Origin of the sequence: Kamptonema formosum PCC 6407, assembly GCF_000332155.1 — a bacterium.
GTDB lineage: Bacteria > Cyanobacteriota > Cyanobacteriia > Cyanobacteriales > Microcoleaceae > Kamptonema > Kamptonema formosum.
The window spans coordinates 2,175,294-2,191,756 of sequence record NZ_KB235903.1 but is presented as its reverse complement, the minus strand read 5'-3'; the positions used below and the strand labels follow the sequence as shown (position 1 = coordinate 2,191,756).

Below are 16,463 nucleotides of genomic sequence, written 5' to 3'. Positions count from 1 at the left end.
AAGTACAAAACTAAGTACAAAACTAATAGTAATTTGGTTAATTAGTTATGCCTTATCCCATCGTTGATATTGAAGTAACACAGCCCCTCCCAACTCTGACAATTTCTGAGGAAGATACAGGAATTGCCTTAGTGGTGAGGCGTAAAGATAAAGCTGTTGGTTTCATCATGCAGCCTCTTCCTGGCAAGAGCATCATTTCTCCTGAAGATTTAGCTAAAACGATCGAGCGAGAGGTCGGTGCTAAGTTACTTCAGGAAGCGATTAGAGAAGAGTTAAATTCTGGCAAAAATGATGATGCTTTTCCCTCGCTGACAGTAGCAATTTGTACCAAAGATCGAGTGGATAATGTAGCGCGGTGTCTGGAACATTTACTGAATTTACAAACACCTATTTCTGGTGAAAAAGTTGACTTTGAAGTGTTAGTCATTGATAATGCACCTTCTGATGAAAAAACAAAAGAATTGGTAGATGGTCTGCCAAAAGTGCGTTATGTTCGAGAACCAAAACCTGGTTTAGACTTTGCTCGAAATCGTGCATTGCAGGAAGCAACTGGCGAAATATTAGCTTTTCTGGATGATGATGTCACCCCCGATCGCCAATGGCTAAATGGCTTGATGGAAGCTTGGGCTGAAAATCCCGATGCGGCTGGTTTTACAGGGTTAGTGCTACCTTATGAATTAGCAACTACAGCCCAAATTTTATTTGAAAGTCGGGGAGGTTTTCGGCGGGGCTTTGAGAAAATTCGCTATGGCAAAATCTTACCATATAACCCCTTATACCCCTGTGGTGCTGGCATATTTGGAGCCGGTTGCAATATGGCATTTCGCCGCGATGTCTTACTAAAATTAGGGGGATTTGATGATGCACTTGATACAGGTGCGCCCCTCCCAGGGGGCGGGGATTTAGATATTTTTTATCGAGTGGTTCGTGCTGGGTATCCCTTCGTTTATGAACCTCGCTATCTGGTGTTTCACCAACACCGCCGGGAATATGAAAAACTGCGCCGCCAGTATTGGACTTGGGGGTTAGGTTTTATGGCTTTTGTGGTAAAATCCTATCAGACAGATCCTGGCAAGCGATCGCAGCTAATTCGGCTGATATTTTGGTGGATTGGCTATCAGTTGGATGAATTGCAAAAGAGTATCAGGGGTTGTCATCCTTTGCCCCCAGCGATGATTTTAGCTGAAATGTGGGGCGGTATTGTGGGACTTTTTGGGGAGTACCCCCGTTCTTTAAAGCGTATCGAGCAGATTCGGCGGCAATTTGCCTAAAAAAAGGAGATTTGCTTCAGAACTTTTCGCGTTGAATGTAGGAAACGACACTTAGATATGAATAAGCTTCCGCCCATTGATATCGTCATTTGTACTTATAACAATGCTCTTCTTCTAAACAAAGCTTTATTAGCCCTTTCTCAACAGCAAGTATCGCCAGAGGTAGAGTGGAGGGTGTTAATAGTCGATAATAACTGCACGGATAACACGCAGGAAGTTATCGAAAAATATCGAGTTTCTGGAACAATTCCGCACCTTTCTACAGGGTCAGAAACACAGCAAGGATTAACCTATGCTCGCCACTACGGTGTTCAAAATACAACCGCTGATTGGATTGCTTTCGTAGATGACGATTGCTTCCTGGCAGAAGATTGGGTGGAGCAAGCTGTTAAATTTGCTGCGACTCATCCTGACTGCGGTGCTTTTGGTGGTCGAGTAATTTTAGATTGGGAAAATCCACCCCCTAAATATGTATTGAATTATGGCTACTCCTTCGCACAACAAGAACACGGTACAGAACCCCAAAAAAAATCTTGCCTAGTGGGAGCAGGATTAGTTCTTAATAGAGCAGCCCTGACTCATACTGGTTGGATTGATAAACCATTACTTCACGATCGCATCGGCACCAAGCTCATATCTGGGGGAGATGTAGAAATAGCTTTACGGATTTATGGCGCTGGATATGACCTTTGGTACACTCCTGATTGCAAGTTAAAACACTTTATTCCCGCTAGGCGTACTTCTCAACAATACCTGATAGATATTAACTATGGTCTAGGAACCTCTCAAGTTTTGGGCGATTCTCTTCTCTGGTCAGGCTCTTATCGAGATTGGCTGTTAAAATTTATTTGGGATGCAGTGAAAGCTTCTCAAAATATCGTAATTCAATCTTTAAGAGCGGCTTTGGGGCGAATGAATCCGGCAGAAGTAGAGATCAACAAAAGTTTTGTACGCGGTAAGTGGGCCGGAATTAACCGCATGATTCGCATGAGTCCAGAAGAACGAAGTTCGCTATTGGGGCGTGCAAAATTAGTCGTTTAGCCAGCTCATAAATCAATTGTTAGTTTAAGGTAATTTCTGTGAGCAACCCCTGGAAAGTTATTAACGTAGAGCTGAGTAAAGGCATTCCTTCCTTGCCTTTGATAACTGGTTATGGGGGCATTTACACCGTGTTTTGGTGGCATAATATACCCCTTGGTCAACAGGAGATTTTAGCCGATCAGTTGCCAATGTCAGCAACAGAATTGACTAATTTAGCCGTTCAAGCAATTACCCCTACCATCGGTAGCCATTTGCTAGAACAAGGTTTTAAAGCGGCTTTGCCAGTTATTTCCAAGAATCCGACACGCGATCGCCCGCCTGAGTTCCAAGCTCTCATGGCTTTGGAACAACCCCTGATGAAGCTCGATAGGCACTTTTCAAACTTAAATAGTGAAACTGTTTCTGTTATAATCTGTACTAGAAATCGACCGGAACAATTAGAGAGATGTTTGCGATCGCTCCAAAACTTATCCCATCCTCCCCACGAAATTATTGTTGTTGACAATGCTCCCAATTCAGATGCTACGCAACAATTAGTTGAAAAAATACCAGAGGTTAAATATGTCTTAGAACCTCGCCCTGGTTTAAGCGTGGCCCGCAATACTGGCATCCGCCATAGTACAGGCAATATTATTGCTTTTACTGATGATGATACGATTGTTCATCCTGATTGGATTGCCAGAATTGCTCAAAGTTTCAGTGGCGATCGCACCGTCGCTATGACCGGACTGATTCTACCAGCAGAACTCGAAAACGAAGCCCAATTAATTTTCCAAAAAGGTCATACTGGCTTTGGGTGGGGATACCGTCCTACGACCTTTGATACTCAATTTTTTGAGGAAATGAAACCCTTAGCTGTCCCCGTTTGGCGCATTGGTGCAGGGGCAAATATGGCTTTCCGGCGCGAACTTTTTAATAAAATTGGATACTTTGACGAACGGTTGGGAGCAGGCGCTTCTGGGTGTAGTGAAGACTCAGAAATTTGGTATAGAGTGCTTGCAGAAGGCTGGTTTTGTCGCTATGAACCAACAGCAGTCGTTTACCACTACCACCGAGGCGATCTGGATAGCTTGAAACATCAAATGTATCACTATATGCGCGGACATATCGCAGCGCTTTTTGTGCAGTTTGAACGTTACAAACACTGGGGTAACTTGCGTCGGGTTTTCATCGCTTTACCTAGATATTATGTCAAGCGATCGATCGTGGGAGTGTTAACAGGATTTAGAGGAGTCAATAGAACCTTTTTTTCAGAAGTCCTCGGCTGTTTTGCCGGAGTCAAATTTTACCTGCAAAATCAGGGAAATAAAAACCATTAATTTTCAAGCAACAGGAGAAGAAGAGAATGACAACCGTTGAACAGCAAAAGACCGAAGTCAAGAAAGAAAACTTAGGTTATTTTTTATCCCGTAACCCTTTTCCTCACGCCTTAACGCAAGGATTTTTTTACCGGGAAAAGATGCGGGCAATTTACCGAATTGCCCCTGACCTGCCCTTGAAAGAAGTATTAGAAATAGGCGGCGGCCAAGGCGGATTGACGGCTTTACTCTATCCGCAAGCGCAGATTACTAATATTGACCTCGATCCTAAGTATGCAAATGCCCCTTGTAATCAACAGGAAAAAGTTCGCTTTATCTGCGGTGATGCGACGAATTTACCCTTTGACAATGAATCTTTTGATGTAGTAACGATGTTCGACGTGATCGAGCACGTTCCTGACGATCGAAAAGCTATCTCAGAAGCACTGCGAGTGCTCAAACCTAAAGGATTTTTATTAATTAGCACTCCTAACGAAAATTGGCGTTTTCCTTACTATGAATTTATGAAACCGCTTTGCCCACCTGAAGCGGAGGTGATGGCAGAATGGGGCCATGTCCGGCGGGGATATACCTTGGATGACTTGACAGCATTAGTAGGTTCGCCTTGCCAGAAATATGCGACTTTTATTAATCCCTTAACGGTGCTTTGTCATGATGTTGCTTTCTCTCGTTTATCTCCTCTGAAGCGCCAATTGTTGTGTACAGCTCTCAGTCCTCTAACATGGACGAGTTATTGGCTGCACAAACCAAAATCACTGGGGACAGAAACTGCTTATGTTTGGCAAAAATAGGGAGACAAATCAGGTTTAATTAACCGTCTATTCCTGATAGTTTGATTTCCATTTATAGCGCCAGAAAAATTAGGTAGAGAGAATTTTTCTGGCTGGGATTTATCAAACCTTGCTAGTGTTGCGAGTCAGATTTGCGGAACCTGCGCTCAAGAGCGATCGCACAAAAATTGCCGCAGTTGCACCCCGATCGCCTCCAGAGAAAAATGAGTTTCCACCCGGATGCGCGCCCGCTTACCCAATTCTCGCCCCCAAGCTCGATCGTCCAAAACCCGACCGATCGCCTCTGCCAAAGCGGTTGCATCCTCGCGAGGCACAACGAGCCCCCCATCAGCTTCGCCCCCTTCAAAAATGTCCGGCACTCCCGGTGCATCTGCCGCCACCACCGGCAACCCGCAAGCCATCGCCTCCAGTGGTGCAACAGGAAAACCCTCATGCCGCGAAGCCAGAGTATAAACGTCAGCCGCCGAGAGGTACTGTCGCATCAAAGCGCGATCGCGCACATATTCATTCACCCAAATAATGCCCGGAAGCTGCATCTGAGCAAGCCGTTGGCTCAATTCTTCCGCATCGCTGCCAGTCCCCACCAACAACAGCCGCAAATCTCGGCCCGGGCGATCGCTACATACCCGTTGCCAAGCTGCCAGTAAAATATCTAGCCCCTTGCGGCGGATATCAATCCGCCCGTGACAGGCGACAATTTCAGCCTCACTGGGAAAACCCAGCAATTGTCGAGCTTCAGTGCGATCCATTGGCTGCCACAGTTCCAAATCCAGGGGATTAAAAATGCGGGCAATCTTGGCAGCAGGCACGCCATAGCGAGTCTGCACGCGCTCTACCTCGGTTTGGGAAGCAATAATTAAACCCGCGCTTGCTTTCAGCGCGATCGGACGCGACAAGCCTTCCCAAGGACTAACCTGAAAATCGCCCCCCTGAAACGTGGCAAAAACAGGCAGCCCCATCTGCCATCCCAACCAACTGCAAGCGTCGAAGCGGGGGTACTCGTATTCTTGACAGAGAATTGCTTGACAGTTTTCCCGTCGCAGTTCCTGCGACAGCAACCCCAACGGTGTAGCCAGGTAAGGAGCCACGCTTTTCACTCCCGTCAACACCAGGCGGCGAATGCCTCGAACCTCTCCAAACATATCCTGAACCGTCCACCCTTGAGGGTTGACCATCTGGCGGCGGGCAGCTTGGTAGAGCTGAGGTGCTGGCAGGGCGCAGATTGTTGCTCCTGTGTCTTTGTGGGTGTAGTACACAGGTTCCTTGACGCTGCCCAAAATACAGAATAGGACTGTCCGCACCCCTGCCTGGCGCAGCGCCTCAATGTAGCCAAACATCCAGCCGCCCGTTATTTCGTTACAGAAAGCTTCAAAGGAAATCCCAATCGTATCTAAAAAATCTTCGATTAAATCGCCCCAATGCAGAAGGGCGATCGTTGGTTCTACTGAGCTATTATCAAACTTCATTTACTTTTTTATCAACTATCCTTATATAATATCTAGTAAACTAGATCCTACAGCTACAAAAATGTTATGGACTTAGTAGCCGTTTAACCATAGACTTAACTTTGAAGAGCAATAGTTGTAGCTTTTTTTAGAAAAAGTATGTAAAAGCTTAACAGTCACTTGACATAACAAAAGTAGCAAGTTATAAAAAAATTAGGACTTTAACAGAGTGGAATAGTCGAATCCAAACAACAATTTTTAGGTGTTTAATTTGTGAAATTATTACATCATCTATCAATTTTGTGTAATTTTATATCATTGAAGTTTGAAAATTAAATACGCAAATATTCGCCATTTTGCCAATAAATAGAACAAATGAATTTTATTTGTTTTCTGGTTTTTTTTGGTGTTTTATTCTTAGGACAATACTTCTATGTTTATTTTTTCCAGAGATCGCAACGCCCAGCTATTCGTATGGGGTATGTGGTTAGTAATGGTAATCGCTGCTTTTATGTGTTTAGTGAACTATGGGAGAAATATTCCCATAGCAGAAGATTGGTTCTTGGTTAAGCCCTTGACAGGAAATGAACCCCACCTACTTAGTTGGTTATGGCAGCAGAATAATGAACATCGCATCCCTTTACCACGCCTAATTTTGTTAACTTTGCTCAAGTTTACTAACGGCGATTTTCGTTCAGGGATGGTACTTAATGTCTTGACAGTTGCTTTTGTGGCTGCCGCTGCCATTCAAGTCGCTCGATCTTTACGAGGGGGGAAAACCAGCTATGCAGATGCTTTTTTTCCGATCGCTTTATTAAATCTCAGCAATTGGCCTAATCTGTTTTGGAGTTGGCAGTTTACCCAAGTCTTGCCTACTGCCCTCACCTATATTATAGTCTTTATCTTGGTGCTTCAACCCACTCTGACATTGCCTTTAGCAGTAGTAATTGCTGGAGTAAGTTTAGTTGCACTTCCCTTTTGTGGAGCGAATGGGTTGTTATTAGTCCCGGTGTTTGCACCTTGGTTCATCTATCGTGGATTTGTCAACGGGTACGCTACCGATTCCCAAGATAAACAGCGACGAACGAGTATGATTTCAATTAGCTTGGCAGTAATTGCCTTGTGTTTAATAGGTGTATATTTTATTGGCTATCAACGTCCCACTTGGAATCCTCCCAGTCCCGGTTTAGGAGCGACACTCCAAACAGTTGCTAAATTTTTAGCTTACAGTTTCGGAGCCGTTTCTGCTTATTCGTGGAGTTTTTTTATATCGATCGCTTTTGGAATTTTTATTCCTACTTTCGTAATAGTCATTTTAGGTATTATCCGCCATCAAGGTTTTGAGAGACAGCGAGCTTTGATGATGCTGTTATTATGTGGTGTTTTTGGTTTTTACTCCTTAGCAGTAGGTCATGGTAGAGCTGGACTGGTTCCCTCTCAAGGATTCCCCATTCGATACGTAATGTTTGCAGTTCCCATGCTGTAGCCTATAAATTCTCCCTAATTGTGCTGGAAAGCATTTCCTTAATGACTTCAACTAAAACATCATTATCCTCTGTTAAGTCTACGACACGCAAAAGCCCGGAGGCAACTAAATTTTTGGCTTGTTCTCCTAACTCTTGACTACTGATTTCGGGTGACAATCTGCTCTCTAACCCCTCCTCCCTCGCTTCCGCGCGAATTGCCTTGGCCAATTCATCGGCCGTCCGCCCAGTACCAGCAATCACCAGCACTGGTCGTCCCGCTCTCACGCTTTCCTCAGCATCCCGCCAGGTAACTTTCCCGCCGTTAATGAGCACCGTAACTGATGGTTCTCCATCGGCTAACAGGGTTGCTAAATCAGCCATCCAAGGGCATTCTTCTCCCCATGATGCGCCGGGAATTAGCACGAAATGAGTGTGATGCGGCTCTAACGCTGTCCCTTTAGTTGGGGGGAGATGGGGGTAAGGGATGGCTACTTTTCCAGAGGGAGCCACGCCGATGAGGGGGAATGTTGTCCCTGTTGCAGCACGGGATTGGCCCATCAACTGCATGATACCGGTATCGGTGCCACCGTCCACAACAGCCGCGCCCAAGGACTGAGCTAGGGGAGCGAGGACTTTGACAAATAACAAATTCAGGCGGGTCATATCCTCTGGGGTGATGCCACTGGCTCCACCTACTAGCACTAATATGGGGCGCGGGCCTTTAAGTCCAATTTGACTGAGAGCAATGGACAAATCAGTTGAACGGTTGACTGGAATGGCTTCTGTCATTAGTTCAATGACATCTGCTTTTTGCCCGTTCCCAAAGTCCAGCGTGAAAGGCTGTTCTTTTCCCGTTGGAGGGTGTGTTTCAATTCCCGTTAGGAATTCAGACATTTTTGTAGTGAAGGGATAGATTTATTACGCTTAATAGGGATTTATAACTATTTGAAACTAAATGCTTTTTATCAGCAGATCGTATATTTGGTTAATTTAACCAAATGAATCTGTTTTTTGTCAAGAAAGTTTGATGGCTAATCTTTAATCTCGTAGTGGAGAGCGGGGATTAAATACTGCGTCAAGGTAAAAGCGTCTACTCCTAACTCTGTGCGCTCAATGGCTGCAAGTATTCCGGCTTGTGCGTGCCACCAAACTGCGGTTTCTACTAATGATTCTACAGGCTCATTCTTAGCTGCGGCTTGGGCCCAAAGTCCTGCTAGCAAACCTGTGAGTACGTCCCCGCTACCGCCTCTAGCGAGGGCGGGAGTGCTTTGGGGATTAATTAGGGTAGAGAGGTTGCCGATCGCATCTTTCCAAGAGATGCAAACTCTAGCTCCTTTCAATAATACTACAGCACCGCTGAGCTCAGCGGCTTGTTGAGTCACTGTCACGCGATCGCCCATTTTATCTGCTAAATCTGGAAATAAACGCTTAAATTCCCCTGGATGTGGCGAGAGCGCTGTTGGGGCTTTTCGTGTTGATAAGGTGGGAATTGTGCCGAATTGGGCAAGGATATTCAAACCGTCAGCGTCTAGGATTAGGGGGCGATCGCTTTCTAATATACTTTTTACTATAAGTGCGGGTTCTGATGTGAGGCCAGGGCCGACTGCGATCGCGTTGTAAGCACGGAAATCTAAGCCTACTGGCAACTCCCTAATTGCGCCGTCTGTCGTCTCTGGACAGCCTATAACTAGCGCTTCCGGCAATTGAGCGGCTACCAGCAGTTTAACGCTTTCTGGGACGGCAATGGAGAGCATTCCAACACCGCTGGCACGAGCTCCCAGAGCTGCCAAAATCGCTGCACCGCTGTAACGGCGGGAACCTGCGACTATGAGCAAATGGCCGTTTGTATATTTGTGAGAGTCAGGGTGGCGGGGGAGGGGCAGGTGCGCGATCGCAGATGCTTTCACAATCCGCTTCACCGCTGGAGATTCGCCGAGGACAGCAGTTATATCTGCGATCGGGATATCAAAATCAATTAATTCTGCTGTGCCAATATATTCTAAAGCTTGGTCTTGCAAAAATGCCAACTTCCACAAACCCAAACAAAAGGTATTAGTAGCACGGATAGCTGTTCCTAAAACCGCTCCCGTATCCGTGTGTAATCCCGATGGAAGATCGATGCTAAAAATTGGTATTTTCCAGCTATTAATTTCATCAATAGCAGCCGCAACTGGGTTGATTATTTCCCGTTCTAAGCCAAAGCCAAACAAGCCATCTATCAGCAAATCGCATTTTTTTAAACTTTCAATATTCTCAACATAGGGAATATTTAAAGAGCGAACATACTGAGCGTGAAAGCCTGTTAAATCTTTAAGCTTATCAAAAGGGCAATAGATTATTACCTGATAGCCTTGGAAGTGCAACTCGCGGGCGACAACCAAAGCATCGCCGCCATTATGTCCGGGGCCAACTAATATGCCAATAATCGGCAAAGAAGAATCATTAATATTTTTTACGCCTGCCTTCAAGAGTTCTTGAACCCGTCTAGTAATCCTTCCCGCCACTTTTTCCATCAAAGCTGCCACTGGCATTCCCGCAGCAAAAATGCGTCCTTCAATCTCCCGCATTTGGTTAGTGTTGACAACAAATTGTTCGATATTATTTGCCATTGTTTATAAAAAAATTCCGATTTGCTAACCGTTAACCGTTAACCGCTAACCGTTATAAGTATAAAATTTAAAACTATATTCCGCCTTGACATCTACCTAAAGGATGAATATTATTTATCTAGGAGCCAAAAAAACAAAATGCTCCAGAAAATCCACTCGATCTCCGGCTTACCCCGATCGGGTTCTTTACTCGCAGCCTTACTCAAACAAAATCCTCGCTTTCACGCGACTATGACTGGCATCGAGAAGTTTAATTGAGCGAATTTTGGTAGCAATGAACCATGAGTATCTATTTCCACTGTTGGTTTCCCGCGTACAAACACGGGAACTACTTCTGACTATTCTTGCTGCCTACTGCCACCAATTAATTACTACACAAAATACACAAATTAACAAGGTTATTACCCATGCACAAGCAAATTATCTTCGTTGACGCTTCAGTACAAGATTATCAAAGCCTAATTCAAGGTATCGATGCCACTCAAATTTTTATTTTAAATGAAAATATTAGCGGCATCGAACAAATCACTAATGTCTTAGCTAACCAAAAAGACACAGCAGCAATTCACATCTTTTCTCACGGCAGCCCGGGCAGTTTAAAACTCGGTGCAGACACCCTCAATGACAAAGAGATAAAAACTTTCAACTCTCAGATCGAACAGTGGGGAAATGCCTTAACAGAAAATGGCGACATCCTATTATATGGATGCGATGTAGCCGCAGGAGAAAGTGGAATCAAATTTGTTAAAGAACTCAGCGAATTAACAAAAGCTGATGTAGCAGCATCGAACAATACTACAGGCAATGCAGAATTAGGAGGAGACTGGAACTTAGAAGTAGAAACAGGAACGATAGAAACATCAATACCGTTTAATTCCGAAGGCCTCAAAACCTACAACTACATCCTACCAGCCACAGCCAACCCAGATAACAAAGCCGTTACAGTTAACTCGCCTCAAACTACCATCGACGTGCTGGCCAACGACACGGGCAGCAGTCGCGTCTCAGTGCAAAGCATCACCACTGCACCCACTAACGGCACCGCCATCATCAACGACTGGATATATGCGGGTGGCAGTTTCACCACAGTCAACGGCACAGCACGCAACCGTATCGCCCGGATGAATACCGACGGCAGCCTGGATACTGCTTTCAACCCCAGTACCGGGATGAATAACATTGTCTATGCGATCGCCCTAGACAGCAGTGGCAAACCTGTGGTAGGTGGCGAGTTCACTACAGTCAACGGCACAGCTCGCAACCGGATCGCCAGAATGAACTCCGACGGCAGCCTGGATACTGCTTTCAACCCCAGTACTGGGATTAATAGCAACGTCAGAGCGATCGCCCTAGACAGCAGTAGCAAACCTGTGGTAGGTGGCGATTTCACTACAGTCAACGGCACAGGGCGCAACCGGATCGCCCGGATGAATGCCGATGGCAGCTTGGATACAAGTTTCAACCCTGGTACTGGGATGAATAGCGTCGTCTTCGCGATCGCCCTAGACAGCAGTGGCAAACCCGTAGTCGGCGGCTTGTTCACCACAGTCAACGGCACAGCACGCAACCGTATCGCCAGAATGAACGCCGATGGCAGCCTGGATACTACTTTCAACCCTGGTACCGGGATAACTAACATCGTCTATGCGATCGCCCTAGACAGTAGTGGCAAACCCTTAGTCGGTGGCACTTTCGGCACAGTCAACGGCACAGCACGCAACCGTATCGCCAGAATGAACGCCGATGGCAGCCTGGATACTACTTTCAACCCTGGTACCGGGATGGGTAACAACCTCTTTGCGATCGCCCTAGACAGCAGTGGCAAACCCGTAGTCGGTGGCCAATTCACCACAGTCAACGGCACAACCCGCAACCGTATTGCCCGGATGAATACCGACGGCAGCCTGGATACCACCTTCAACCCTGGTACCGGGATGAATAACGACATCTTTGCGATCGCCCTAGACAGCAGTGGCAAACCCGTAGTCGGTGGCCAATTCACCACAGTCAACGGCACAACCCGCAACCGTATTGCCCGAATGAATACCGACGGCAGCTTGGATACCACCTTCAACCCCAGTACCGGGATGAATAACTCCGTCTTTGCGCTAGCTGTTGACCCTAAACGCAACATCCTCTACACCCCCAACGCCAACTTCAACGGTGTAGACACCTTCCAATACACCGCCACCGACGGTGTTGCCTCCGCCGCCACCACCGTCACCGTCTTAGTCAACAACTCCCCCACCCTCGATAACAGTGGCACACCCACCCTCAACGCCCAAAACCAAAACGACAGCGCCAGTACAGGCACACTCATCTCCACCATCATCACCAACCTCGGCGGCACAAAAATCGCCGATCCCAACACCAGCGCCTCTCAAGGCATCGCCATCACCAACCTAGACACCACAAACGGCACTTGGCAATACACCACTGATGGCACAACCTGGAATAACGCCCCAGCCGTTTCCGCCACCAACGCCTTACTCTTAGCCAGTGATGCCAACACCAAAATCCGATTTGTACCCAACACAGGTTACAACGGCACTGTCACCAACGCCATCACCTTCGCCGCCTGGGATCAAATAGTTGGCACAAACGGCAGTACAGCAGACTACACCACCGACCAAACCACAAATACCACATCCAGCGTCTTCAGCAGCGCCACCGAAACCGCCGACATCACCATTAACCCATTCCCCACCATCACCAGCGTCAGCGCCAGCACCGCAGACGGCACGTATGGCATCGGCACAAACATCGACATCACCGTTCAATTCTCACAAATAGTCAACGTTACAGGCACACCGCAACTGAGTTTAGCAGGTACAACCAACAGTGCCAATTATCTCTCAGGAACAGGCAGTAACACCTTAACATTCCGCTACACAGTAGCAGCAGGAGATGTTAGTTCCGACTTAGATTACTTATCAACAACCGCCCTATCCTTAAACAGCGGCACGATTAAAAATGCTGCCACTGCTGATGCCATCTTAACATTGCCAACACCCGGAGCCGCCAATTCATTAGGTGCAAATAAAGCCTTAGTAATAGATGGAATTGTTCCCACAGTCACCATCAATCAAGCAACAGGACAAACCGATCCTACAGCAACTTCACCTATCAACTTTACCGTCACCTTTAGCGAACCAGTCACAGGTTTCGATGCCACTGATATTGACTTGAGTGCGAGTACAGCAACGGGAACATTAACACCCACAATTACAGGCAGCGGCCCCGTTTACACCGTCGCCATTAACGGTCAGACAGGTAATGGAAATGTCATTGCCAGCATCAAAGCTAACAGCGTTACCGACGCAGCCGGAAATAACAATACCGCTAGTACCAGCACAGACAACACCGTTGTTTATAACAACACCTTCCCCACAGTTACATCGATTAACCGCCTCGCTACATCTCCCACTGCTGCGGCTACCGCCACCTACGAAATTAAATTCTCAGAAGATGTAACAGGCGTTGACGTTTCTGACTTTACTTTAGTACCAACTATTGTAACTGGTGCAACGATTGGCACTTTAACAACAATTGATGCTAAAACTTACCAACTGCAAGTTAACACAGGTACGGGCAGCGGTTCAATTGGATTAAATTTAGTTGATGATGACAGCATCAAAAATAGCTTAGGAGTAGCATTAGGCGGTGCAAATGCTGGCAATGGCAACTTAACGGGACAAGTTTATGACATTGACAAAAAACCGCCAACTGCTAGTTTAAATGCTGTTGCTGATATTACGACAGTCGGAGGTACAACTCAAAGTTTGACTGTTACTTTTAACGATACTAATGCTGTCGATGTTTCAAGTTTGGACAGTTCAGATGTTTTGATAAATTGGTCAGGTGGTGACATTCCTGCACAATTTGTCAGTGTAGATACTAATAGTAATGGTACGCCTCGGACAGCGACTTATTCATTTACTCCTCCAGGCGGAAGTTGGGATGATACTGATAATGGAACTTACACTGTTAAGTTGCAAGCAAGTCAGGTTAAAGATAGTCTAGGCAATCTTGCTGTTGCTGCTAGTTTAGGAACTTTTAACGTTAATGTTGCGGTGCCGGTTCCCACACCAACGCCAACACCAATTCCAACACCAACGCCAACACCAATTCCGACTGCAACGCCGACACCAATTCCAACACCAACGCCGACACCAATTCCAACACCAACGCCGACACCAATTCCAACACCAACGCCAACACCAACTCCAACACCAACGCCGACACCAATTCCGGCTGCAACTCCAACACCAATTCCGACTGCAACACCAACACCAACACCAATTCCGACTGCAACACCAACACCAACACCAATTCCAACTGCAACTCCAACACCAACACCAATTCCGACTGCAACTCCAACGCCAATAACTAATAACATCCCCAATGATGACTGCATCTGCGAAAAAATTGTCTATCCCAACTTAAACCAACCCAACGAAGTTGAAAACACTATCATCGGTATACCCGACGAAATTCAGATAGGTACTCCCAGCAATGACAAATTTCTCGGTAGTAACTCTGGCAATATATTCGATGCCAAATCTGGGGATGACAACCTATATGGTGGCGACAGCAAAGACATCTTTAACGGCAACCAAGGCAACGACTTTATCACCGGAGGTAACAGCGATGACATCCTCTATGGAGACGAAGACAACGATATTATACTGGGGGAATTGGGCAACGATTTAATCTTTGGAGGTAAAGGTTCAGACTCTCTCAATGGCCGCGAAGCTAATGACATAATTTTCGGAAATAAAGATGATGATTTCATTGATGGTGGCAAAGAAAATGACGTTTTATATGGAGGTCAAGGTAACGATACAATTCTGGGGAGTGAAGGGAATGATAACCTGTTTGGACAGCTAGATTCTGATACTATCTGTGGTGGTGTAGGTGATGACTTAATTAGTGGTAACGAACAAGACGATATTCTCGGAGGATGTGAAGGCAATGATACCATTTATGGAGGTGAAGATAACGATACTATCACTGGTGGTAAAGGTAACGATATCCTTCATGGAGACTTAGGAAATGATAGCTTGACTGGCGGTAGTGGTAACGATATCTTTGCCTTAAAAGCTGGTCATGGATTTGATACTATTAGTGATTTTACTGTGGGTCAAGACTCGATTGGATTAAGTGGAGTTTTGAGCTTTGGTCAGTTAGAAATGATTCAGAATACTCAGGGAACAATTGTTAAAAATCTGTTGACTGGGGAGCAGTTAGCTGTTATAATTGGGGTGAGTAAAGATGCGATAATATCTGCTAATTTTCTGCTGATTTAATTAGGTTACGTTTACGCGATCGCTTTCAGATAAAGAGAAAGCGATCGCGTTTTAGAAGCTGACAATTTGCTATTACTGTCCGAAATAAATTCGGGCAGTTTTAATACCTGAATCTCGCAGGTAGCTTTCCCAACGCTGTGCTATTTGCTGGTCAGTAAATGGCCCCACTTTGACGTGCGGCTCGCCTCCTATATCTGTAGCAACAACGATATCTCCTGACACTCCCAAGCGCAAAATTTCCTGTCTAATTTGCTGTAAATCTCCTCTATTTCCTGAGACTACGACGAAATAGGAATTAGCATTACTTTGGCCTAAGTTTTGAGCGGGTGGGATATAAGGTTGAGTCGGAAGAACATAAGGCTGAGTCGGAGGGAGATAAGGTTGATTTGGGGTAAAAAGTGGTTGATTGGGTATAGCATTACCAAATTCTTGACCGCTACGAACAATAGTAGCTGGAATCCCTCGCGATGCTAATGTTTCTACGCGACGTTCTGCATTAATTTGGTCGCCAAAACTTCCGGCTTGAATTACTTGGACTCCGCTATATTGTCGTACAAAAGCTGTTGATTCTACTCCCCGCACTTGGGATAAGCTTGCACTATTACTATCGACAACAACTTGATAGAGTCCAGTACCCGTTGTCAGGTTACTCTGTGGCAAAGAATTGGGTGGATTTGGGGGGATAAAATTAGGCTGTTGAGTTGGGGGAAAAGAAGGCGTAACTGGGTAATAACTTGGTTGTTGAAATGGTATTAACTCGCTAAATTCTTGACCGTCTTTAAAGTTAGTAATTTGGGCTTCAATGCCTACAGAGCGTAGTTGTAATACGCGCAGTTGAGCTGAGCTTTCATCAAAAAAGCTACCAGCTACAATTACTCGACGCTCTTTGTATAGTAATACTGTTGCTCCTGGCTCTACTTGCTGGACGAATTGTAGCAAGAGGGGGCTATCGCCGTTGACGTAAACTGCGTAGCGACCGGCTTGAATTGCGCTATCTGGGAAAGGTGGAGGATTATACTGTTGTAAAGGGGGATATGGTTGGTAGTTTTGAGCGAGTAATGGGTAATGGGTAGTTGATAATGGGTAGTTGGTAATTGGTAATTGGTAATGGGTAATGGGTAATTGGTAATTCTCCCCTGCTCCCCCGCTCCCACGCTCCCCTGCTCCTCTGCTCCCCTGCTCCCCTGCTCCCCCGCTCCCACGCTCCCCTGC

10 protein-coding genes are annotated in these 16,463 nt (G+C 45.9%); 6 read left to right on the top strand and 4 right to left on the bottom strand.

Translation table 11 applies throughout. The features are described from left to right. Positions 1 to 47 precede the first annotated feature (47 nt). Genes OSCIL6407_RS0114675 through OSCIL6407_RS0114660 form a run of 4 tightly spaced genes read left to right on the top strand, consistent with a single transcriptional unit; the run spans position 48 to position 4,422 of the window. Positions 48 to 1,271: a glycosyltransferase family 2 protein gene (locus OSCIL6407_RS0114675; RefSeq protein ID WP_007357521.1), complete on the top strand. Its 1,224-nt coding sequence runs from the start codon at positions 48 to 50 to the stop codon at positions 1,269 to 1,271. 57 nt (positions 1,272 to 1,328) lie between these two features. Continuing rightward, on the top strand, positions 1,329 to 2,312 hold the full coding sequence (locus OSCIL6407_RS0114670) for a glycosyltransferase (RefSeq protein ID WP_007357520.1): 984 nt from the start codon (positions 1,329 to 1,331) through the stop codon (positions 2,310 to 2,312). A 38-nt stretch (positions 2,313 to 2,350) separates the two neighbouring features. Then, on the top strand, positions 2,351 to 3,631 hold the full coding sequence (locus OSCIL6407_RS0114665; RefSeq protein WP_007357519.1) for a glycosyltransferase family 2 protein: 1,281 nt from the start codon (positions 2,351 to 2,353) through the stop codon (positions 3,629 to 3,631). Positions 3,632 to 3,657: 26 nt separating this feature from the next. Further along, a complete protein-coding gene (locus OSCIL6407_RS0114660; protein WP_007357518.1) occupies positions 3,658 to 4,422 on the top strand; it encodes a class I SAM-dependent methyltransferase in 765 nt (254 codons plus the stop codon). A gap of 146 nt (positions 4,423 to 4,568) precedes the next feature. Here OSCIL6407_RS0114660 and OSCIL6407_RS0114655 read toward each other — a convergent pair whose 3' ends face one another. Continuing rightward, positions 4,569 to 5,888, bottom strand: coding sequence for a glycosyltransferase family 4 protein (locus tag OSCIL6407_RS0114655; protein ID WP_007357517.1), 1,320 nt, complete (start codon positions 5,886 to 5,888; stop codon positions 4,569 to 4,571). A 412-nt stretch (positions 5,889 to 6,300) separates the two neighbouring features. Here OSCIL6407_RS0114655 and OSCIL6407_RS0114650 point away from each other — a divergent pair, with 412 nt between their 5' ends. Further along, on the top strand, positions 6,301 to 7,353 hold the full coding sequence (locus tag OSCIL6407_RS0114650; RefSeq protein WP_007357515.1) for a hypothetical protein: 1,053 nt from the start codon (positions 6,301 to 6,303) through the stop codon (positions 7,351 to 7,353). Between the two features lies 1 nt (position 7,354). Here OSCIL6407_RS0114650 and OSCIL6407_RS0114645 read toward each other — a convergent pair whose 3' ends face one another. Beyond that, positions 7,355 to 8,227, bottom strand: coding sequence for a hypothetical protein (locus OSCIL6407_RS0114645; protein WP_007357514.1), 873 nt, complete (start codon positions 8,225 to 8,227; stop codon positions 7,355 to 7,357). A 137-nt stretch (positions 8,228 to 8,364) separates the two neighbouring features. Beyond that, the gene (locus OSCIL6407_RS0114640; RefSeq protein WP_007357513.1) at positions 8,365 to 9,942 is read right to left on the bottom strand and encodes a bifunctional ADP-dependent NAD(P)H-hydrate dehydratase/NAD(P)H-hydrate epimerase; all 1,578 of its coding nucleotides are present in this window, start codon (positions 9,940 to 9,942) and stop codon (positions 8,365 to 8,367) included. Positions 9,943 to 10,349: 407 nt separating this feature from the next. On the opposite strand from OSCIL6407_RS0114640, the gene OSCIL6407_RS0114635 reads away from it, so the two are divergent. Further along, entirely contained in the window at positions 10,350 to 15,251 is a 4,902-nt protein-coding gene (locus OSCIL6407_RS0114635) for a DUF4347 domain-containing protein (RefSeq protein WP_007357512.1), read from the top strand. Between the two features lie 72 nt (positions 15,252 to 15,323). Here the strand turns inward: OSCIL6407_RS0114635 and OSCIL6407_RS35385 are convergent. Next, on the bottom strand, positions 15,324 to 16,463 hold a 1,140-nt coding region (locus OSCIL6407_RS35385; RefSeq protein WP_019487375.1), incomplete at its 5' end, for an SPOR domain-containing protein.